The sequence below is a fragment of the Variovorax sp. RA8 genome, from assembly GCF_901827175.1.
Lineage (GTDB): Bacteria > Pseudomonadota > Gammaproteobacteria > Burkholderiales > Burkholderiaceae_C > Variovorax.
On the sequence record NZ_LR594662.1, the window covers coordinates 4,846,308 to 4,865,881 of the forward strand.

Consider the following 19,574-nt stretch of genomic DNA (forward strand, 5'->3'; position numbering starts at 1 on the left):
CCTGGTTTGCACGCAGCGCTAAGGGCGAAGACGAGCCGCCAGCCGCTGCACGCTCGCCCTCCACCGGTTCGGCTTCTCTTCCGCCCACTGTTGCGCAAGTTCGGAGGACGTGGGATCTGTCACGCGGGTCACGGCCTGCTGCGCGCGTGGCGCGAGTGCGCGAAGCTGGTCGTGCGTCGCCGCAGCCAGGCAGGGCACCACCCGGGTCCTCGGCGCCGCGCCGTTCCTGCCCAGCGCATTGGCAAGCACTTCGGCGGCCGCCACGGCAGCGGCGCCGTCGTCGGCATCGACGAAGCTCGCGACAAGCGCCATGTCGATGGCCTCGGTAACCACGGCGACGTCGGTGGAGCGCGCGCATTCCGCCAGGAAGTCCTGGGCGGCATCGTTGTCGAAGGCGCCTTCGCCCCAGGCACCCGCGCGGGCCGGCAAGATCAGCATCCATGCGAGGGCGGCGATGCAGGCGCGCTTCGACAAGTTCATGCGGCGAATTCTCCATCAGCGCCCAGGCCGGTCGCCACACCCAGCCGGCGTGCGAGGTTCGCGGCGTCGTAGGGCGCATGCACCTTGATGTCGTTGTCGAAGTAGCAGTACACATCGCGTCGGGCCCGGCGCGGCGCGGCCCGCGTCGAGGCCCTGCGTGCATCCTTGACCTGGCGGCCGTGGCGCCAGGCATCGATGCGCGTGGCCCACTGGTCCAGCGCGGCATCGTCGTAGCCGCTCGCATAGAGCTCCTTGTCGCCATGCAGCCGCAGGTAGACGAAATCGGCGGTCAAGTCCTCGAGCAGCGGCCAGCGTCCTGCGGTGTCGGCGACCACCAGCGCGATGCCATGCCGGCCCAGCTGGGCGATGAAGGCAGGATCGACGAAGCTCGGATGGCGCACTTCCACGGCATGCCGCAGCGGCCGCTTCGCGGAACGCTTGAGCCAGCTTCGGCCCTCCAGCCGCTCGTCGTGCTGGCGCGCGAGGGCCAGGGCCGCACTCGTGTCGCGCGGCAGCAGCGAGAGGAAGTCTTCGAACCGCTCCGGGTCGTAGGCCATCGAAGGCGGCAGCTGCCACAGAAACGGCCCCAGCTTCGCGCGCAGCGCCAGCACCCCCGATGCCAGGAAGTTCGCAAGTGCGATGCGCACGTCCTTGAGCCGCCGCATATGCGTGATGTAGCGCGAACCCTTGACCGCGAACACGAAGCCGTCCGGCGTCTCGTCGTGCCAGGCAAGGTACGACTCGGGCCGCTGCAGCGAATAAAAGGAGCCGTTGAGCTCGATGGTGGGCAGCATGCGCGAGGCAAAGGCGAGCTCCTGGCGCTGCGGCAGGCCCTTGGGATAGAACTTGCCGCGCCAGGGCGCATAGCGCCAGCCTGAAATGCCGATGCGGGTCTCGCCGGATGTTCCAGCCATGGGTTCCTGGGCCTGGAAAGAGGCCTCGCGTGCGGGCCCGCGCAGGATGCCGGGCCTCGGCGTGCGATTCTGTGCCGCGGCATGGCCCCCGCCGTGAAGGACAAGGCCGCGCCTGCCGCGCTCGCTATGCCACTTTCTCGGCGCGCGCTCCCAGCCCCAGGTAGGTGTCGATGATGCGGCGGTCGTGCAAGAGCTCCGAGGCCGCGCCCTGCAGCGCGACCGCGCCCATCTCCAGCACGTAGGCCCGGTCGGCCACCTGCAGCGCGGCGCGCGCGTTCTGCTCCACCAGCAGCACCGACACCCCGTGCTTGCGCAGCGAGGACACGACCTGCAGCACTTCGCGCACGATGAGCGGCGCCAGGCCCAGCGACGGTTCGTCCAGCATCAGCAGGCGCGGGCGCGCCATCAGCGCGCGGCCGATCGCCAGCATCTGCCGCTCGCCGCCAGAGAGCGTGGAGGCCAGCTGCGCGCGGCGCTCGGCCAGGCGCGGGAAGATGGCGAAGACCTCGTCCATGCGCTGGCGCTGGTCGCGCTCGCCGCGCCACCAGCGCGAGAAGCCGCCCAGCAGCAGGTTGTCCTCCACCGCCATCTCGCCGAAGAGCTCGCGCTTTTCCGGGACGAGGCCCACGCCTCGCGCCACCATGGCCTCGACGCTGACCCGCGTCATGAGTTCTCCGCCGAGCAGCACGCGGCCGCGCGAAGGCAGCAGGCCCATGGCGGCGCACAGAAGCGTGGTCTTGCCGGCGCCGTTGGGGCCGATCACTGTGACGATCTCGCCGGTGTCGACGCGCAGATCGATGTGGTGGACTGCTTCGACGGGGCCGTAGGAGACGCAGAAGTCCTCGAGTTGGAGAAGGGGAGAGGAGCTCATTTGTGCGTTGCCGTTGGTTTGAGGTTGAGCCGGGAATTCGCCCCGGCGGGCGAGTCACATTCTTCGTCTCGCCAAAGAAAGTAACCAAAGAAAGGCGACCCCAGTGCCCGCGACCCGCGGCGAAGCTGCGGGCAACCTGCGGTGCTCGCTCACGTTGACTCTCGCGCACAAGCACACGCACACGCTCGTGCTCGTGCTCGTGCTCGTGCTCGTGCTCACGTTCGTACACGTACACGTACGCGCACGCGCACGCACCTGTTCCAGGCCTCGCGCAGCGAGGCCCTTGGTGGCCGAGCGAAGCGATGGCCCGGCCCATATCCCCTCTGCGCGTGCCGAGGAGCGCAACTTTTCGCGGATCAGGGCCGCGCGTGTTTGAGCGAAGCGAGTTTGCGCGGACCCCGCGAAAAGCGAGCACCGCAGGTTGCCCATAGCGAAGCGAAGGGTCACGCGCAGTGGGGTCGCCTTTCTTTGGTTACTTTCTTTTGGCGAGACAAAAGAAAGTGACTCGGCCGCCGGGACGAACCCCCGGCTCCTGCCTCCGATCAAGCGCAACGTACAAACAGAAGCAGAAGGCTCCATTCCCGCACCCCAACCCGCTCTCAAGGGACGAGGGAGCAAGACGGGACGCGACGGGCCGCTCACACCACCTGCTCCACAAGCCCGGCTTCAACAGCCTCGTCCACCCCGCCCAGATAAGCATCCAGCACCTTCGGATCCCCCTGCACCTGCGCCGGCGTGCCCCGCGCAATGACCGCGCCGAACTCCAGCACGGTGACGCGGTCCGCCAGGTTCATCACGAACTCCATGTCATGTTCCACCACCAGGATGCCCAGGCCCTCGGCCCGCAACTGGTCGAGCAGGGTCGCGAGCGCCCGCTTCTCCAGGTGACGTAGTCCGGCTGCCGGCTCGTCCAGCAGCAGCACCGCGGGATGGCCCGCCAGGGCGCGCGCGATCTCGACCACCCGCTGCTGGCCGAGCGCCAGCGAGCCCGCCGGGACCTCCGCGAACTCGCCCAGGCCGCAGCGCTCGATCTGCTGGCGCGCCTGCGCAAGCAGCGCCGCCTCCTCGGCACGGTCGAGCCGCAGCATCGAGGCGATCCAGCCGCGCTGCCCACGTCGGTGCGCGCCCAGCGCGACGTTCTCGATCACGCGGCGCTGGCCCAGCAGGCGCACATGCTGGAAGGTCCGGCCCAGGCCCAGCGCCGCGAAGGCACGCGAGGGCCGGCCGGTCATGGGCCGGTCCATCAGCCGCACCTCGCCGTCGGTGGGGTCGTCCACACCCGAGATCATGTTGAAGAAGGTGCTCTTGCCGGCGCCGTTGGGCCCGATCAGCGCATGGATCTCGCCGGCCTTGACGTCGAGGCTGACGGCGTCGTTGGCCACCAGGCCGCCGAAGCGCTTGGTGACGGCCTTGGCCTCCAGCACGACCTGGCCGCGCGGCGGCAACGCGGTCTCGGGCAGCGCGAGCACGCGGCGCGCCGGCCGCACCGCTGCCGGCTTGAGGAACCGCCCGCCGATGCGTGCCAGCGTCGGCCACAGCCCATCGGCGAAGCGCTGCAGCACCACGAGCATCAGCAGCCCGAAGACGATCACCTCGAAGTTGCCGCTCGAGCCGAGCAACTGCGGCAGGATGTCCTGCAACTGCTCCTTCAGCAGGGTGATCAGCGCAGCGCCCAGGACCGCGCCCCACAGGTGGCCTGCGCCGCCGACGACCGCCATGAACAGATACTCGATGCCGATGTTGAGGTTGAAGGGCGTCGGGTTGATGAAACGCTGCAGGTGCGCATAGAGCCAGCCCGAAACCGCCGCCAGCAGCGCCGCCAGCACGAAGACCTTGATGCGGTAGCGGCCCGTGTCCACGCCCATCGACTCGGCCATCACGCGCCCGCCCTTGAGCGCGCGAATGGCGCGGCCCTCGCGCGAATCCAGCAGGTTGTGCAGTGCCCAGAGTGCCAGCAGCAGCACGCCCCAGATCACGAGGCCCAGCGAGCGCGGCGAGGCGAAGGAGATGCCCGCGACCTCGATCGCCGGCACGCCCGCCACGCCCGTATGGCCGCCGAGGAACTCGAGGTTTCCGAACAGGAAGTAGAAGCTCAGCCCCCAGGCGATGGTGCACAGCGGCAGGTAGTGGCCCGACAGGCGCAGCGTGATCGCGCCCAGGCCCCAGGCAATGACGAAGGTGACCACGATGCCGAACAGCAGGCCGATCCACGGCAGCAGCGCCGGGCTGATGCCGCCCAACGCCGAGGCGGCCATCGGCGAGGTGCAGATCCACGCGGTCGCGTAGGCACCGGCGCCGACGAAGGCGGCTTGGCCGAAGGAGGTCATGCCGCCCACGCCGGTCAGCATGACGAGGCCGGCGGCCACCAGTGCGTAGAGGCCGATATAGCTGAGCACCGTGACCGAGAAGTCCGGCAGGAAACCCCAGGCGGCGGCCAGCGCGATGATGAAGGCCATCACCAGATGGCGGCGCGTCATTGGGAGGCCTCCCGCGGGCTTGTCGACTGCGTTTGCTGTTCGATGGGTTCTTCGACTTTGAGAAGGCTCATGGTCTTGCTCCTTCCCGCTCTGAAGGAGGATTGGGGTGGCGGCACTCGTTGGCCTGATTCGAACATTGCTGTTGGCGTGAGGCCGGCTCCTGCCTCACACCAACTGCAAGGTAAAAATCAGCCCACCGAGCGCCCCCACCCTTCCCCAAACGGCAGGGGAGCAAACCGGCAACCAGGGCGCTCATTCCTCATCCTCCACATGCCTGCTGCTGAGTGACCGCCACCACAGCACCGGAATGATCAGCGTGAAGACGAAGACCTCCTTGAAGGCGCTCGCCCAGAAGGAGGAGAAGGCTTCGAGCTGCCCCACGATCAGCGCCCCCACCAGCGCCAGCGGGTAGCTGGCCAGCCCGCCGACGATGGCCGCCACGAAGCCCTTCAACCCGATCAGGAAGCCCGTGTCGTAGTAGATGGTGGTGATCGGCGCAATCAGCAGTCCAGAGACCGCGCCGATCGCCGCCGCCAGCGCGAAGCTCAGGTCACCCGAGAGCCCGGTGGGAATGCCCATCAGCCGCGCGCCGACGCGGTTGATCGCGGTCGCGCGCAGCGCCTTGCCGACGATCGAGCGCTCGAAGAACAGGAACATCAAGACCACCAGCGCAGCCGTGACCGCCACGACCACCAGCGACTGGCCGGTGATCGCGACGCCGCCCAGGTCCAGCCGCATCTCGGAAAAGGCCGGCGTGCGCGAACCCTCGGCGCCGAAGAAGAGCAATCCCAATCCCACGAGCACGCCGTGCAGTGCCACCGACACGATCAGCAGCGTGAGCACGGTCGCATCGGCCAGCGGCCGGTAGGCCAGCCGATAGAGCAGCGGGCCCAGCGGCACGATCACGGTGAGCGCGGCGAGCGTCTGCGTGACCAGCGACTCGGGGCGCATCAGCAGCACCAGCGCGCAGGCCGCGAGCGGCAGCGCCACGCACCAGGCGAGCGTCGACACCCAGTCCACCACCGCGCCGCGCTTCCAGCGCCACAGCTCCACCACGAGTGCAGCCGCCGCCAGCACCAGCAGCAGCCACAGCGTGGCCGGCACGCGGCCGGCCTGCAGCGCCACCACCGACAGCGCGCTGAAGGCGACGAATTCCCCTTGCGGGATGAAGATGACGCGGGTCACGGAGAACACCAGCACCAGTGCCAGCGCCATGAGCCCGTAGATCGCCCCGTTGACGATACCGTCCTGCCCCAGGATCAGGGCGATTTGCAAATCCATGCATCCACTCCGACGCAGAGCGCCAAGACTCCAATTGACTCATTGCTCAAAAACGAACGCAGGCCCCTTCGGGAAACGCCGCGGAACCGGCTTTGCCGGGCCGCTGGTGTTGCCCCCGGTGAGGGGGTGGGAGGCTACACGGAGTGAGCCAACCTGGGGGAGAGCAATATCCCCCGGGCCGCTGGTGTTGCCCCCGGTAGGGGGTGTGCGGCTACACGAAGTGAGCCAACCTGGGGGCGAGCCTTAGTCCTGCGGCTGGTACTTCCAGGCGCCGTTCTCGATCTTGACCATCACGCGCGCGCGCTGATCCAGGCCCAGGTGGTCGGTGGGCGACATGGTGAAGATGCCATGGGCGCCGGCGACGTTCTTCACCCCTTCCAGCGCGTCGCGCAGCGCGGCGCGGAAGTCCGGCGTGCCGGGCTGCGCCTTCTTGAGCGCGACGGGAATCGCCGCATTCATGATCAGGCCGGCATCCCAGGCATGGCCGCCGAAGGTGGAAACGCTGCCCTTGCCGTTGGCCGCCTCGTAGGCGTTGACGTAGGCCAGCGCGGACTTCTTGAGCGGATGCGAATCGGGCAGCTGCGACGCGACCAGCATGGGCCCGGAGGGCAGCAGCGTGCCCTCGACGTCCTTGCCGCCGACGCGCAGGAAGTCGGAATTGGCAACCCCATGGGTCTGGTAGACCTTGCCGGCGTAGCCGCGCTCCTTCAGCGTCTTCTGCGGCAGCGCGGCCGGGGTGCCGGAGCCGGCGATCAGCACCGCGTCGGGCTTGGCGGAGATGAGCTTGAGCGCCTGGCCGGTGACCGAGGTGTCGCTGCGGGCATAGCGCTCATTGGCCACGACCTTGAGCTTCTTCAGCTCGGCGGCCTTGGTGAACTCCTGGAACCAGCCTTCTCCGTAGGCGTCGGAGAAGCCGATGAAGCCGACCGTCTTCACGCCGTTGGCGGCCATGTGCTCGGCGATCGCGAGCGACATCATGATGTCGTTCTGCGGCGTCTTGAAGACCCACTTGCGCTTGGCGTCCATGGGCTCGACGATGCGCGCCGAAGCCGCCATCGAGATCATCGGCACCTTCTCCTCGGCCACCACGTCGATCATGGCCAGCGAGTTGGGCGTCACTGTCGAGCCGAGCACGATGTCGACCTTGTTCTCGCTGATCAGCTTGCGCGTGTTCGACACCGCGGCCGTGGTGTCGGAGGCGTCGTCGAGCACGATGTAGTTGATCTTCTGCCCTCCGATGGTCTTGGGCATCAGCGCGATGGTGTTCTTCTCGGGGATGCCGAGGGAGGCGGCCGGCCCGGTCGCCGACAGGGTGACGCCGACGTTGATGTCAGCGTGTGCGGCGAAGGCCATGGCGCACAGCAGTGCCACGCCGAGGCGGGTGAAAGAACTCATGAACGGTCTCCGGTAGTTGAAAAATCGTGCGCGCTCAGCGTTCGTCGAAGGACAGCCGCACGCGCTCGGTCAGGGGGTGTGCCTGGCAGGTGAGGATAAAGCCGCCCGCGACCTCATTCTTGTCGAGCGCGAAGTTGCGCTCCATCCGCACTTCCCCTTCCAGGAGCTTGGCGCGGCAGGTGCCGCAGACGCCCGAGGTGCAGGAGTACGGCACCTCCAGGCCGGCGGAGGACGCCGCGTCCAGGATGCTGGGCTGACCCAGGGTGTAAGGGATCTCGCGCGCGATCCCGTCGCGCACGATGGTGATGCGCGCCGTCTCGGCATCGCCCGGCTGCGGCGCGTGCACCACGGCGCCCACCGTGCCGGTGGGCGACTGGGCGAGGCCGAAGCGCTCGATGTGGATGCGCTCCTCGGGCACGCCGGCCTCCAGCAGCGCGGCCTCCGCCTCGTCGTTCATCTGGAAGGGGCCGCAGATGTAGACGTGGTCGATGCTCCCGGGCGGCACCAGGCCCTGGAGGAACTCGGCGATCTTCTCGCGGTTCATCAGGCCGGCGTTGATGGGCACGTCGGTGTGCTCGTCGGAGAACACGAGCTGCAGCGACAGGCGCGACATGTAGCGGTTCTTCAGGTCCTCGATCTCTTCCTTGAACATCGTGGACCGAAGCTGCCGGTTGCCGTAGATGAGCGTGAAGCGCGAATGCGGCTCGCGCGCCAGCACCGTCTTCATGATCGAGAGGATGGGCGTGATGCCGCTGCCGCCCGCGATGCCCACGTGGTGGCGCCGCGCCTCGGGCTCGATCGGCACGAAGAAGCGGCCCTGCGGTGCCATCACCTGCAGCGTGTCCCCCGGCTTGAGGCTGCTGTTGATCCAGTTGGAGAACAGGCCCTGCTGCACCTTGCGCACGCCCACGCGCAGCTCGCCGTCGTCGACGCCGGCGCAGATCGAATAGGAGCGGCGCAGGTCCTGGCCGTCGATCTCCTTGCGCAGCGTGAGGTACTGGCCCTGGGTGAAGCCGAACACGCCGCGCAGTTCCTGCGGCACGTCGAAGGAGATGATGACCGCCTCGGCGGTGTCGGGCTCGATGCTGCGCACGCGCAGCGGGTGGAAGATGACGCTCATGGCTCAGAGGGGTTTGAAGTGCTCGAAGGGCTCGCGGCAATCCAGGCAGCGGTAGAGCGACTTGCAGGCCGTGGAGCCGAAGGCCGAAAGCCGCTCGGTGTGGGCGCTGCCGCAGTGCGGGCAGGCCACCGGCGCGGCAGCCTGGCGCCGCACCAGGCGAACCGGCACCGCGCCGCCGGGCAAGGCTGCCGCGCCCGGCGGCGCGATGCCGTATTCGCGCAGCTTGCGCTTGCCTTCGGCGCTCATCCAGTCGGTGGTCCAGGCCGGGGCGCGGCGCAGCGTCACGCGAGCCGGCCCGAGTCCAGCGGCGTCGATGGCATCGAGCACGCTGCGCTCGATCACCTCGGTGGCGGGGCAGCCGGAATAGGTCGGCGTCAGCACGATCTCCAGCCCCTCCCCTTGCGGCAGGACCTCGCGCACGATGCCCAGGTCGCAGACCGACAGCGCCGGAACCTCGGGGTCGAGCACGGTGCCCAGCACCTCCCAGGCGCGCGCGACGCGGGCCTCGTCTGCAGCGGGGAGGCGCAGTTCACTCATCGGGTAGCCTCCCCCAGGCTCGTCACTTCGTGTACTTCGCGCATCCCCTCCTGAAGGAGGGGGCGAGCGCCTTCGGGCGGCCGGGCGGCGCTCACCACACCCCTCCCGGATAGGCGCGCTGCAGATGCTGCATCTCGGCCAGGATGTAGCCCATGTGCTCGCTGTGCACGCCGCGCTTGCCGGTGCTCAGGAAGGCCGACTCGGCCGGCATGGGAAGCGTGGCCTCCTCGAGCACCGAACCCATCTCCGCGAACCAGGCCTCGCGCAGTTCGGACCAGGCCGGCCCCAGGCCGCTGGCGCGCGCCTCTTCGTCGATGGCATCCGACGCGAAGAGCTCGGGCACATAGCGCCACAGCTGGGCCAGCGCGGCCTCCATGCGCGAATGCGATTCGTCCGTGCCGTCGCCCAGGCGCACGACCCAGTCGGCCGCATGCTGCTGGTGATAGCGCGCCTCCTTGACGGCCTTCGCCGCGATGGCGGCCACCTCGGCATCGCTCGAGGATTCGAGCCTTTCCCACAGCAGCTTGAGCAGCGTCGCGGCCATCGCGTTGCGCAGCACGCTGAAGGCGAAGTCGCCGCGCGGCAGCTCGACCAGCGTGGCGTTGAAGTAGTCGCGCTCGTCGCGCAGGAAGGCGAGCTGGTCCTCGTCGTGTGCGCGGCCCTCGATCTGGCCGGCGCGAGTCAGCAGGGCGCGCGCCTGCCCCACCAGGTCCAGCGCCATGTTGGTCATGGCGATGTCCTCCTCCAGGACGGGCGCGTGGCCGCACCATTCGCCCAGGCGCTGCGCCAGGATCAGGCAGGTGTCGCCGATGCGCAGCAGGTACTGCACGGCGGGACTGCGGTCGAGTTCGATGGAGGCTTGCATGGCGTCACGTCACATGTGGTCGACCGACTTCGGCAAGGCGTAGAAGGTCGGATGGCGGTAGACCTTGTCTTCCGCCGGGTCGAAGAACATGTCCTTGTCGCCGGGGTCGCTGGCGACGATCTGGTCCGAGCGCACCACCCAGACGCTGACGCCTTCCTGGCGCCGCGTGTAGACGTCGCGCGCCATCTGCAGCGCCATCTTGGGGTCGGGCGCATGCAGGCTGCCGCAATGCTTGTGGTCCAGGCCGGCCTTGCTGCGGACGAACACCTCCCACAGAGGCCACTCGCGTCCTGCGGACGCGGTGGCCTTCGGCGCTTCCGTGCTCGACCCCACCCCAACCCTCCCCTCACCAGGGGAGGGCAACGTGCCCTCTTCAACGCCGCTCATGCTGCCAACCTCTCTGATCGTTCGTGCTTTGCCGCGTACGCAAGGGCCGCTTCCCGCACCCAGGCGCCCTCTTCCCAGGCCTTGACCCGCGCGCCGAGCCGCTCGCGGTTGCAGGGCCCGTCGCCGCCGATCACCCGCCAGAACTCGGCCCAGTCGATCGGGCCATGGTCGTGCGCCTGGCGCTCCTCGTTCCACTTCAGGTCGGGGTCGGGCAAGGTCACGCCCAGCACCTTGGCCTGCTCGACCGCGGCATCGATGAACTTCTGGCGCAGTTCGTCGTTGGTGAAGCGCTTGATGCCCCAGCGCATGGACTGCGCGCTGTTGGGCGACTGGTCGTCGGGCGGGCCGAACATCATGATCGAGGGCCACCACCAGCGGTTCACCGCGTCCTGCACCATGGCCTTCTGGGCCTCGGTGCCGTGCTGCATCATGGTGAGCAGCGCCTCGTAGCCCTGCCGCTGGTGGAAGCTTTCCTCGCGGCAGATGCGGATCATGGCCCGCGCATAGGGCGCATAGGAGCAGCGGCAGATCGGCACCTGGTTCATGATCGCCGCGCCGTCCACCAGCCAGCCGATGGTGCCCATGTCGGCCCAGGTCAGCGTGGGGTAGTTGAAGATCGAGCTGTACTTGGCCTTGCCGGTGTGCAGCGCATCCAGCATCTGGTCGCGGCTGGTGCCCAGGGTCTCGGCGGCAGCGTACAGGTAGAGGCCGTGGCCGCCTTCGTCCTGCACCTTGGCCAGGAGGATGGCCTTGCGCTTGAGCGTGGGTGCACGGCTGATCCAGTTGCCCTCGGGCAGCATGCCGACGATCTCGGAATGCGCATGCTGGCTGATCTGGCGCACCAGCGTCTTGCGGTAGTGCTCGGGCATCCAGTCCTTGGCCTCGATGAAGCCGCCGGCATCGATGCGCTCGTCGAAGCGCTGCTCCAAGCGCATCTCCTCGGCCGAACGCACGGCCTTGGGGCCGTCCTTGTCCTTGCCCATCGTGTCCATGGCCTGGGTGTACATGGCGTGTCCTTTCAGCGATTTCTCAGGTTTTGGGGCGCTCGTCGATCACGCGCCTGGCCTTGCCGGTCAGCGTGCGCTCGAGCGACTCGGGAGGCTGCACCACCACCGTGGTGGAAATGCCGACCAGGGTCTTCACGCGCTGCTGCACCCACTGGGCGATCTGGTCGCATTCGGCGCCGGGGATCTCGGCCGCTGTGCGCTGCAGCTCGCAGCGCACTTCCACGTTGTCGAGATGGCCCTCCCGGTCGACCTTGATCAGGTACTGGCCCGAGAGCTTCTCGTGCGCCAGCACGATCTCCTCGATCTGCGTGGGAAAGACATTGACGCCGCGGATGATCAGCATGTCGTCGCTGCGCCCGACGATCTTGCCCATGCGCCGGAAGCTGCGCGCGGTGGGCGGCAAGAGGCGCGTGAGGTCGCGCGTGCGGTAGCGCACGATGGGCAGCGCCTCCTTGGTGAGCGAGGTGAAGACCAGCTCGCCTTCCTCGCCGTCGGGCAGCACCTCGCCGGTCTCGGGGTCGATGATCTCGGGATAGAAGTGGTCTTCCCAGACCACCGGACCATCCTTGCTCTCGATGCATTCGCTGGCCACGCCGGGGCCCATCACTTCCGACAGGCCGTAGATGTCGACCGCGTCCATGCCGCCCTTGTGCTCGATCTCGCGGCGCATGGCTTCGGTCCAGGGCTCGGCGCCGAAGATGCCTACCTTCAGCGAGTTCTCGCGCGCATCCAGCCCCTGGCGCTGGAACTCCTCGATGATCACCTGCATGTAGCTCGGCGTGACCATAATGACGTCGGGCCGGAAGTCGCGAATCAGCTGCACCTGCTTCTCGGTCTGGCCGCCGGACATCGGGATCACGGTGCAGCCGGCGCGCTCGGCGCCGTAGTGCGCGCCCAGGCCGCCGGTGAAGAGGCCGTAGCCGTAGGCCACGTGCACGATGTCGCCGGGCCGCGCGCCGGCGGCGCGGATCGAGCGGGCCACGAGGTTCGCCCAGTGCTCGATGTCCTGCAGCGTGTAGCCCACCACGGTCGGCTTGCCGGTGGTGCCGGAGGAGGCGTGGATGCGCGCCACCTGCTCGCGCGGCACTGCGAACATACCGAAGGGATAGTTGTCGCGCAGGTCCTTCTTGACGGTGAAGGGGAACTTCGCGATGTCGCTCAGCTGCTTCAGGTCGTCAGGGTGCACGCCTCGCGCATCGAAGGCCTGGCGGTAGTGGGGCACCTTGTCGTAGGCGCGCTGAAGGGTGGCCTTGAGGCGCTGCAGCTGCAGCGCGGCGATCTCGTCGCGGCTCGCAGTTTCGATGGGTTCGAGATCACCGGGCGAAGGGTGTCGGACGGGCATGGGAGTCTCCTAGGTTCCTGGGGGCTGCTGCATTCAGGCCGGTGCGACCGGCTTGCCCTTGAGAGTGTAGGAACGCCCGCGGAACACCGCGACCCGCTCGCCGCGCTGGTTCAGCACCTCCGTGTCGTAGACGCCCGTGCGGCCCGTCTTCGAAACCTCGACGCAGCGCGCGACCAGCCGGTCGCCCTCGCGCGCAGGCGCGACGAAGTCGATGCCGAAACCGGATGCGACGGTCACCTCGTTGTAGGAGTTGCAGGCATAGGCGAAGGCCGAATCGGCCAGGGCCGAGATGAAGCCGCCGTGGCAGATGTCGTGGCCGTTGAGCATGTCTTCGCGCACGGTCATGACGACGTCGGCGCGGCCCGGCGCGATGGCCTCGATCTCCATGCCAAGGCCGCGCACGGCGCGGTCCCTGGCGAACATGGCATCGCGCACGCGTTCGGCGGTGTGCTGGGCGTGGGGGTCGCTCATGGGTCGGGGCTTTCTCAACGGTCGTTGAACTGCGGCAGGCGCTTGGCGCGAAAGGCCTCCACGCCTTCGCGGTAGTCGGCAGCGGCGCCGAGCTCGCGCTGCAACGCGGCCTCGCGCGCCAGCGCGGCGGGCAGGTCCAGCGCCTGAGCATCGGCCAGTGCCTGTCGTGTGGCCACCAGCGCGCGCACAGGCATCGCGGCCAGGCGTTGCGCCAGGCCCTCGACAGTGAGGCTGAGTTCGTCGTCCTCCACGCATTTCCAGATCAGGCCCATCTGCGCCGCCTCGGCCGCCGGCAGCTTGTCGCCCAGCAGTGCCAGGCCCAGCGCGCGCGCCTGCCCTACCAGGCGCGGCAGCAGCCAGGTGCCGCCGGTGTCGGGCACCAGCCCGATCTTGGCGAAGGCCTGGATGAAGCTGGCCGAACGGCCGGCCACGACCAGGTCGCAGGCCAATGCGAGATTGGCGCCCGCGCCCGCCGCGACGCCATGCACCTCGGCGATCACCGGCACCGGCATCGAGCGGATGCGCAGCACCAGCGGAGCGTAGAGCGACTCGATCACCTGGCCCAGGTCCTTGGGCGTGGCACCGGGCGCGAAGTCCGGCGCGACCATCGGGTCGGACAGGTCCTGGCCGGCACAGAAGGCGCGCCCCGCGCCACCCAGAACGACACAGCGCACCGCCGCATCGTCCGCGGCCTCGTCGAGCGCGGCCATGAGCGCGGCATGCAGCTGCGAGGTGAAACTGTTGAGCGCCTCAGGCCGGTTGAGCTCGAGCGTGCGCACGGCGCCCGATTGCGTAGTACGTACCAAGGGTTCGTTCATCGTGGTGCTGCTGGTGGGATTGACGATCGGCCGAAGGATGCGTCTCGAATAATTGACCGACCGTTCGGTTGATTATACGATTCGCGATCTTGCCCTCGCAAGCTTTAGTCCTCGGTGCTAACCCTGAAGGCTAGCGCGGGCGGCCCACTTTTCCAATCATCATGGAGCGGCTCTCATGCCCTGCTATGCGCTCGAAGGGGTGGTACCCGTGGTCGACCCCGGCGCCTACGTGCATCCCACCGCCGTGCTGATCGGCGACGTGATCGTGGGCCCCGGCTGCTACGTCGGCCCCTGCGCCAGCCTGCGAGGCGACTTCGGGCGCATCGTGCTCGCGCGCGGCGCCAACGTGCAGGACAACTGCGTGATCCACGGCTTCCCGGACCAGGACACGGTGGTCGAGGAAAACGGCCACATCGGCCACGGGGCGGTGCTGCACAGCTGCGTGGTGCGGCGCGACGCACTGGTGGGCATGAACGCGGTGGTGATGGATGAGGCAGAGATCGGCGAATCGGCCTTCGTCGCGGCCTGCGCCTTCGTGCCGGCCGGCATGAAGGTGCCGGCGCGCAGCCTGGTGACCGGCGTACCGGCCCGCGTGCGGCGCCAGCTCGGCGAGGAGGAGATCGCCTGGAAGCAGGAAGGCACGCGGACCTACCAGGACCTCACCCGGCGCTGCCTCGCCAGCCTGGTCGAGGTGCAGCCGCTGGCCGCGGCGGAGGAGAACCGGCCGCGCCTGCAGTCGCCGGACGTGCGCCCGCTGATCGCCACGCGGCGCGGCTGAGCCCATCTCTCACCTTTTCCCCTCACCTTTCCTCGCACCTCCCTCGTTCCTCTCAACGCAGCTTGCGCGCACCGGCCGGCGCGCGCTCGCCCTTTGCCGCGAGCGCCGGCGGCAGCTCCACCGCCCGCACGCCACCGAAGAACAGGTCGGCGACGATCTCGCCGATCGCCGCGGGGTCGAGCTCGCGGCCGGGTTTCATCCAGGTGAACATCCAGTTGATCATGCCGAAGAGCAGCATCGCCATCGGCTTGCCGAGCTTGCTGGCCGGGTCCTCGCCGCGCACGTCGGCGATGGTGCGCGCGAAGGCGGCGACCACGCGCCGCTCGACGCCGATGATGCGCTGCTGGTCTTCCTCGCGCAGGAAGCGCACGTCCTCGGTCAGCACGCGCTGGGCGTTCTGCGCCATCGCGTATTCGGCCACGAAGCTGCGGATCAATGCGCCGAGGCGGGCCTCGGGCGTCTCGTGCTCGCGCAGCACCTCTTCCACCACCGCTTCGAGGCGCTGCACATGCTCCTCGGCGATGCGCACGGCGAGGTCGTGCTTGTCGCGCACGTAGTGGTAGAGCGTGGCCTTGGAGACGCCGCAGGCCGCGGCCACCTCGTTCATCGACGTGCCCGCATAGCCGCGCTGCGCGAACAGCTGCGCCGCGTTCGAAAGAATCATTTCTCGCTGGCCGTCATAGCCAGCCGGGTCACGCACGCGAGCCATCCGGCAGCGCCCTTTCCGTCGATGTTGTGCCGGCGCCGATGATGGCACGCCGCTAAAGCGCGCAGGTCCTGAACCCGAAGAACCCGTCGTCCCGCTCCGGCCAGGCGAAGCCGCGACGCTTGGGCGATCGCAAGCGCGAGCGGGTGGCGGCAGAAGCGCCGCGCAGCACGCGCGCCGTGCCGAAGGCGGGCTCCGGGTCGAACTCGGTGCCTGCGCTCCACGGGTCGGCACGGAAGTCGGGCCAGGGCTGCAAGGTGCCGGCGGTCCACTCGTGCACGTCGGCCCAGCGGAAGCCGTGCCGTACGGCGGTGTGGGCGGCGATCTCCCATTCGATCTCGGTCGCGACCCGGCGCCCGGCCCAGCGCGCCCAGGCATCGGCCTCCCACCAACTCACATGCACCGCGCTCTGGTTGCCGGCCGCGCGCATGGGGCGGCCGAAGCGCTGCTGTAATACCGAGCCGCCGCTGCCGCGGCGCGCTACGCCGATCTGCTCGACGTAGCGCGGGCCACGGCGCCCCTCGGTCTGGGCGGCGAGCCAGGCCAGCCCGCCCGGCAGCCACAGCTCTTCGCGGTCGTAGCCGCCGTCGTCGACGAACTCCACGTACTGGCTCCAGGTGACGGGCTGGGCATCGATCTCGAACTCTGGCACCTCCAGCGTGCGCTGGCCGCGCTCCTGCGCGAAGGCGAAGCCGGGCTCGTCGAAGCCGAGCGTCCAGGGGGTGGCCGGCAGCAGCAGCGGCGCACGCTCCACCGGCACGGGGCGGGCCTCGATGCCCAAAGGCAGGCCGAGGGTTTGCGCCATCACGACCAGTTGCTCGCCGCGCAAGTCTTCGTGGAATAACGCCAACCGATAGAAGTAGAGGCCGGCATCGGTCTCGACCGCATGCTCCAGCAGTTCGAGCGTGCTCTCCAGCGTCTCGAGCAGGTAGGCCTTGGTCAGCGAGAGATCGGGCAGTTCCGGCGACCAGCGCGCCTTGCCCTCGATCTGCGACGGGTTCCACCAGGCATCGGCCTGCGGCTCGATGGCGGCCAGCCGCGTCGGCCGCACCGGGCAGTCGGCCCCGAAGGCGCGCTGCGTGTTGCGCGCGATCCACCACTCGGCGAACCAGCCGATGTGGCCGGCGAGCCAGAGCGGCGGATCGATGCCTTCCTGCCGCGGCACCGCCAGGCTCTCGGAGCCCAGCGCCTGCTCGTAGAGCGACAGCAGGTGCAGCGTGTGGTTGCGGGCGTCGATCAGCGCCAGCGAGAGCAGCTCGCGGCCCGCACGCCGCATCTCCGGCGAATCGATGGCATGCGGAGGCGGGCCGGACGTGCCGAAAGGCGTGCGGGACGGCGGACTCGAAGGCATGAGTTCATTATGGCCACGCCCCTCGCGCCACGCGGGGGGACTTCCCCGGGTAAACCCGCCGAATGCCCCGGGCGGGCGTTCTGCGGCGGCGAGTTAACATTCCGGGCTTTTGCGCCGACCCTACCCGACTGGCGCCGAAACCACCCCAAAGAGACATACCTTGTCCGCATTTCTCAAGTTCGCGCTGGCCATGGACTGGATCAGCGCCCAGCTCGGCAGGCTGGCGGCATGGGCCGTGCTCGCCGCCTCCTTGATCTCCGCCGGCAACGCTTTCGTGCGCTACGGCCTCGACCTCAGCTCCAACGCCTGGCTCGAGATCCAGTGGTACTTGTTCGCCGCCACCGTGATGCTCGGCGCGCCGTTGGTGCTCAAGCTCAACGAGCATGTGCGCGTCGACATCATCTACGGCAAGCTCAAGCGCAACGGCCCGGTCTACGTCGATCTCTTCGGCCTGATCTTCTTCCTGCTGCCGGTGATGGGCCTGCTGTTCTGGCTCACCCTGCCCTTCTTCCTCGGCATGCTGAGCAGCGGCGAGATGTCCGGAAACATTGGTGGCCTTATCCGCTGGCCGGCCGCGCTGATGATGCCGCTGGGCTTCGGCGCCGTGTTCCTGCAGGGCGTGGCCGAGGTGATCAAGCGCGTGGCCTACCTGCGCGGCCTGATCGAGATGGATACGCACTACGAGAAGCCGGTGCAATGAGCGCCGTTCCCTACACGCACCGCTTCCCAGGATAAGAAATGCAGATGGAAAATTTCGCCCCGATCATGTTCGCGGGGCTGGTGCTGATCATGCTGATCGGCTTTCCGGTGGCGTTCTCGCTGTCGGCGCTCGGCCTCCTCAGCGGCTTCATCGCGATCGAGATGGGCTGGTTCCCGCCGGGCTTCATGGCCAACCTGCCGCTCAACGTGTTCGGCATCCTGTCCAACGAGACGCTCCTGGCCATCCCCTTCTTCACGCTGATGGGCGCAGTGCTCGAGAAGTGCGGCCTGGCCGAGGACATGCTCGACTCCATGGGCCAGCTCTTCGGCCCCACCCGCGGCGGCCTGGGCTATTCGGTGATCATCGTGGGCTTCATCCTCGGCGCCATCACCGGCACCGTGGCCGGCCAGGTGATCGCGATGGCGATGATCTCGCTGCCGGTGATGATGCGCTACGGCTACAACATGCGCTACTCAACCGGCGTGCTGGCGGCCTCGGGCACCATCACGCAGCTGGTGCCGCCTTCGCTGGTGCTGATCGTGATGGCCGACCAGCTCGGCACCGACGTGGGCCAGATGTACAAGGGCGCCTGGGGCCCCTCGATCCTGCAGGTGCTGATCTTCGCGGTCTACACCTTCCTGGTCTCGCGCATCCGGCCGAGCTACGTGCCGGGCGTGCCGGCCTCGGCGCGCACGCTCTCGGGCTGGGCGCTGTGGGCCAAGTGCCTGCGCGGCATCATCCCCTCGGCCATCCTGATCTTCGCGGTGCTGGGCTCGATGGGCGGCCTGCCCTTCATGGACCACGCGATCGCGACGCCGACCGAGGCCGGCGCGATGGGCGCGGTGGGTTCGCTGGTCCTGGCCGCCATCCACCGGCGGCTGAACTGGCCGATGCTCAAGGAAGCGATGAACGGCACCATGCGGCTCACCGCAATGGTGGTCTTCATCCTGATCGGCTCGCGCGTGTTCTCGCTGGTGTTCCAGGGGGTGGACGGCGGCAAGTGGATCGAGCACATGCTCTCGGGCCTGCCGGGCGGGCAGATCGGCTTCCTGATCGCGGTCAACGTCTTCGTCTTCTTCCTGGCCTTCTTCCTCGACTTCTTCGAGATCGCCTTCATCATCCTGCCGATGCTCGGGCCGGTGGCGGCCAAGCTCGGCATCGACATGGTGTGGTTCGGCGTGCTGCTGTGCGTGAACATGCAGACCTCGTTCATGCACCCGCCCTTCGGCTTCGCGCTGTTCTACCTGCGGGGCATTGCCGACACGCTGTTCAAGAACGGCGCGCTGCCGCGCAAGGTCGAATCGCGCGACATCTACCTGGGGGCCATCCCCTGGGTCGGCCTGCAGCTGCTGCTGGTGGGCATCGTGATCTTCTTCCCGCAGACCGTCACCGTGTTCCTTGAAAAGAAGGTCGTGGTCGACGTGGACAAGATCCAGTTGGAGATGCCGGCGGATCTGCAGGGCCCCGGCAGCGGCGGCATCAACATGGACGACCCCTTCGGCAACAGGAAGGCCGGCGAGCCGGACGCGCTGCCGATGCCCGAACCCGAACCGCCCGCCCCGGGGGCTGGGGCCGACAGCAAGCAGTGAGTGCCGCCGAGCCCGACACGGGCGGGCCGCTCGAAAGCCCGGCCTATCCGCCCCTGGTGCGGATCCTCGCCGTGGTGCTGATCGTCGACCTGCTGGCCTTCGGGCTGTGGAGCCTGCCCGCGCTGCGCAGCGCGGAGTGGGCAACACCGAGCCTGCTGCTGTTCGGTGGTGCCACGGTCTGCATCGTGTGGGTGGGCTACTGGATCGTCTACAGCCGCACCCGGCTCGAAGGCGATGTGCTGACGCAGACCTGGATCTGGAACCGGCGAGCGGACGCGGCCAAGGTCACGCAGCTCAAGCTGGTGCATTGGCGTTGGCTCGACCGCATCGTCGCGCCGCGGCTGCTGGTGCGGCAAGGCCCGGCGGTCACCTGGTTCCACTCTGCCGATGCGCGGCTGCTCACAGCGTTTGCTCAACGCGTCGCAGAACGCATGGGGCAGAAAAAAACCCCGCTGTAGGCAGCGGGGTTTTTTGTTGGCAAAGGC

The 19,574-nt window shown here is 68.4% G+C and carries 20 protein-coding genes; 4 read left to right on the plus strand and 16 right to left on the minus strand.

Annotated elements, in window-relative coordinates:
• Nucleotides 1-18: 18 nt before the first annotated feature.
• The 14 genes from E5P3_RS22835 to E5P3_RS22900 all read right to left on the minus strand — a co-directional run bounded on the left by E5P3_RS22835 (nt 19) and on the right by E5P3_RS22900 (nt 13,965).
• The gene (locus tag E5P3_RS22835) at nt 19-480 is read right to left on the minus strand and encodes a DUF4259 domain-containing protein (RefSeq protein WP_162588041.1); all 462 of its coding nucleotides are present in this window, start codon (nt 478-480) and stop codon (nt 19-21) included.
• Nucleotides 477-1,394 (minus strand): DUF72 domain-containing protein, encoded by a 918-nt coding sequence (locus E5P3_RS22840; protein WP_162588042.1) that lies wholly within the window; start codon nt 1,392-1,394, stop codon nt 477-479. The genes E5P3_RS22835 and E5P3_RS22840 overlap by 4 nt, the downstream gene beginning before the upstream one ends.
• Before the next feature lie 124 nt (nt 1,395-1,518).
• Nucleotides 1,519-2,265 carry an ABC transporter ATP-binding protein gene (locus E5P3_RS22845; protein ID WP_162588043.1) on the minus strand — a complete coding sequence of 249 codons (747 nt, stop codon included), beginning with the start codon at nt 2,263-2,265 and terminating at the stop codon, nt 1,519-1,521.
• Nucleotides 2,266-2,903: 638 nt separating this feature from the next.
• On the minus strand, nt 2,904-4,742 hold the full coding sequence (locus E5P3_RS22850; protein WP_162588044.1) for a branched-chain amino acid ABC transporter ATP-binding protein/permease: 1,839 nt from the start codon (nt 4,740-4,742) through the stop codon (nt 2,904-2,906).
• 252 nt (nt 4,743-4,994) lie between these two features.
• A complete protein-coding gene (locus E5P3_RS22855) occupies nt 4,995-6,023 on the minus strand; it encodes a branched-chain amino acid ABC transporter permease (protein WP_162588045.1) in 1,029 nt (342 codons plus the stop codon).
• Between the two features lie 243 nt (nt 6,024-6,266).
• Entirely contained in the window at nt 6,267-7,418 is a 1,152-nt protein-coding gene (locus tag E5P3_RS22860) for an ABC transporter substrate-binding protein (RefSeq protein WP_162588046.1), read from the minus strand.
• A 34-nt stretch (nt 7,419-7,452) separates the two neighbouring features.
• Complete coding sequence (gene paaE / locus E5P3_RS22865) at nt 7,453-8,538, minus strand: 1,2-phenylacetyl-CoA epoxidase subunit PaaE (RefSeq protein WP_162588047.1); 1,086 nt, start codon at nt 8,536-8,538, stop codon at nt 7,453-7,455.
• Nucleotides 8,539-8,541: 3 nt separating this feature from the next.
• Complete coding sequence (gene paaD / locus E5P3_RS22870) at nt 8,542-9,075, minus strand: 1,2-phenylacetyl-CoA epoxidase subunit PaaD (protein WP_162588048.1); 534 nt, start codon at nt 9,073-9,075, stop codon at nt 8,542-8,544.
• Between the two features lie 91 nt (nt 9,076-9,166).
• Nucleotides 9,167-9,940, minus strand: a complete 774-nt coding sequence (gene paaC, locus E5P3_RS22875; RefSeq protein WP_162588049.1) for a 1,2-phenylacetyl-CoA epoxidase subunit PaaC — start codon at nt 9,938-9,940, stop codon at nt 9,167-9,169.
• Nucleotides 9,941-9,949: 9 nt separating this feature from the next.
• Complete coding sequence (gene paaB / locus E5P3_RS22880) at nt 9,950-10,273, minus strand: 1,2-phenylacetyl-CoA epoxidase subunit PaaB (RefSeq protein ID WP_162589808.1); 324 nt, start codon at nt 10,271-10,273, stop codon at nt 9,950-9,952.
• Between the two features lie 50 nt (nt 10,274-10,323).
• A complete protein-coding gene (paaA, locus tag E5P3_RS22885; protein WP_162588050.1) occupies nt 10,324-11,334 on the minus strand; it encodes a 1,2-phenylacetyl-CoA epoxidase subunit PaaA in 1,011 nt (336 codons plus the stop codon).
• Between the two features lie 22 nt (nt 11,335-11,356).
• Complete coding sequence (gene paaK, locus E5P3_RS22890; RefSeq protein ID WP_162588051.1) at nt 11,357-12,676, minus strand: phenylacetate--CoA ligase PaaK; 1,320 nt, start codon at nt 12,674-12,676, stop codon at nt 11,357-11,359.
• A 33-nt stretch (nt 12,677-12,709) separates the two neighbouring features.
• Entirely contained in the window at nt 12,710-13,147 is a 438-nt protein-coding gene (gene paaI, locus E5P3_RS22895; protein ID WP_162588052.1) for a hydroxyphenylacetyl-CoA thioesterase PaaI, read from the minus strand.
• A 14-nt stretch (nt 13,148-13,161) separates the two neighbouring features.
• On the minus strand, nt 13,162-13,965 hold the full coding sequence (locus E5P3_RS22900; RefSeq protein WP_162588053.1) for an enoyl-CoA hydratase-related protein: 804 nt from the start codon (nt 13,963-13,965) through the stop codon (nt 13,162-13,164).
• A 175-nt stretch (nt 13,966-14,140) separates the two neighbouring features.
• Between E5P3_RS22900 and paaY the strand changes: the two genes are divergently transcribed.
• Nucleotides 14,141-14,743, plus strand: coding sequence for a phenylacetic acid degradation protein PaaY (paaY, locus tag E5P3_RS22905; RefSeq protein WP_162588054.1), 603 nt, complete (start codon nt 14,141-14,143; stop codon nt 14,741-14,743).
• Nucleotides 14,744-14,795: 52 nt separating this feature from the next.
• On the opposite strand, the gene E5P3_RS22910 is transcribed toward paaY, so the two are convergent.
• Together E5P3_RS22910 and E5P3_RS22915 are read right to left on the minus strand one after the other, a co-directional pair.
• The gene (locus E5P3_RS22910; protein WP_162588055.1) at nt 14,796-15,452 is read right to left on the minus strand and encodes a TetR/AcrR family transcriptional regulator; all 657 of its coding nucleotides are present in this window, start codon (nt 15,450-15,452) and stop codon (nt 14,796-14,798) included.
• A gap of 52 nt (nt 15,453-15,504) precedes the next feature.
• Complete coding sequence (locus E5P3_RS22915) at nt 15,505-16,800, minus strand: SUMF1/EgtB/PvdO family nonheme iron enzyme (RefSeq protein WP_162588056.1); 1,296 nt, start codon at nt 16,798-16,800, stop codon at nt 15,505-15,507.
• Nucleotides 16,801-16,960: 160 nt separating this feature from the next.
• On the opposite strand from E5P3_RS22915, the gene E5P3_RS22920 reads away from it, so the two are divergent.
• The 3 genes from E5P3_RS22920 to E5P3_RS22930 are packed head-to-tail and all read left to right on the plus strand — an operon-like array spanning nt 16,961 to nt 19,547.
• Nucleotides 16,961-17,500, plus strand: coding sequence for a TRAP transporter small permease subunit (locus tag E5P3_RS22920; protein WP_162588057.1), 540 nt, complete (start codon nt 16,961-16,963; stop codon nt 17,498-17,500).
• A 38-nt stretch (nt 17,501-17,538) separates the two neighbouring features.
• Nucleotides 17,539-19,089, plus strand: a complete 1,551-nt coding sequence (locus tag E5P3_RS22925) for a TRAP transporter large permease (protein ID WP_232073273.1) — start codon at nt 17,539-17,541, stop codon at nt 19,087-19,089.
• The gene (locus E5P3_RS22930) at nt 19,086-19,547 is read left to right on the plus strand and encodes a hypothetical protein (protein ID WP_162588058.1); all 462 of its coding nucleotides are present in this window, start codon (nt 19,086-19,088) and stop codon (nt 19,545-19,547) included. The genes E5P3_RS22925 and E5P3_RS22930 overlap by 4 nt, the downstream gene beginning before the upstream one ends.
• The last annotated feature ends 27 nt before the right edge of the window (nt 19,548-19,574 follow it).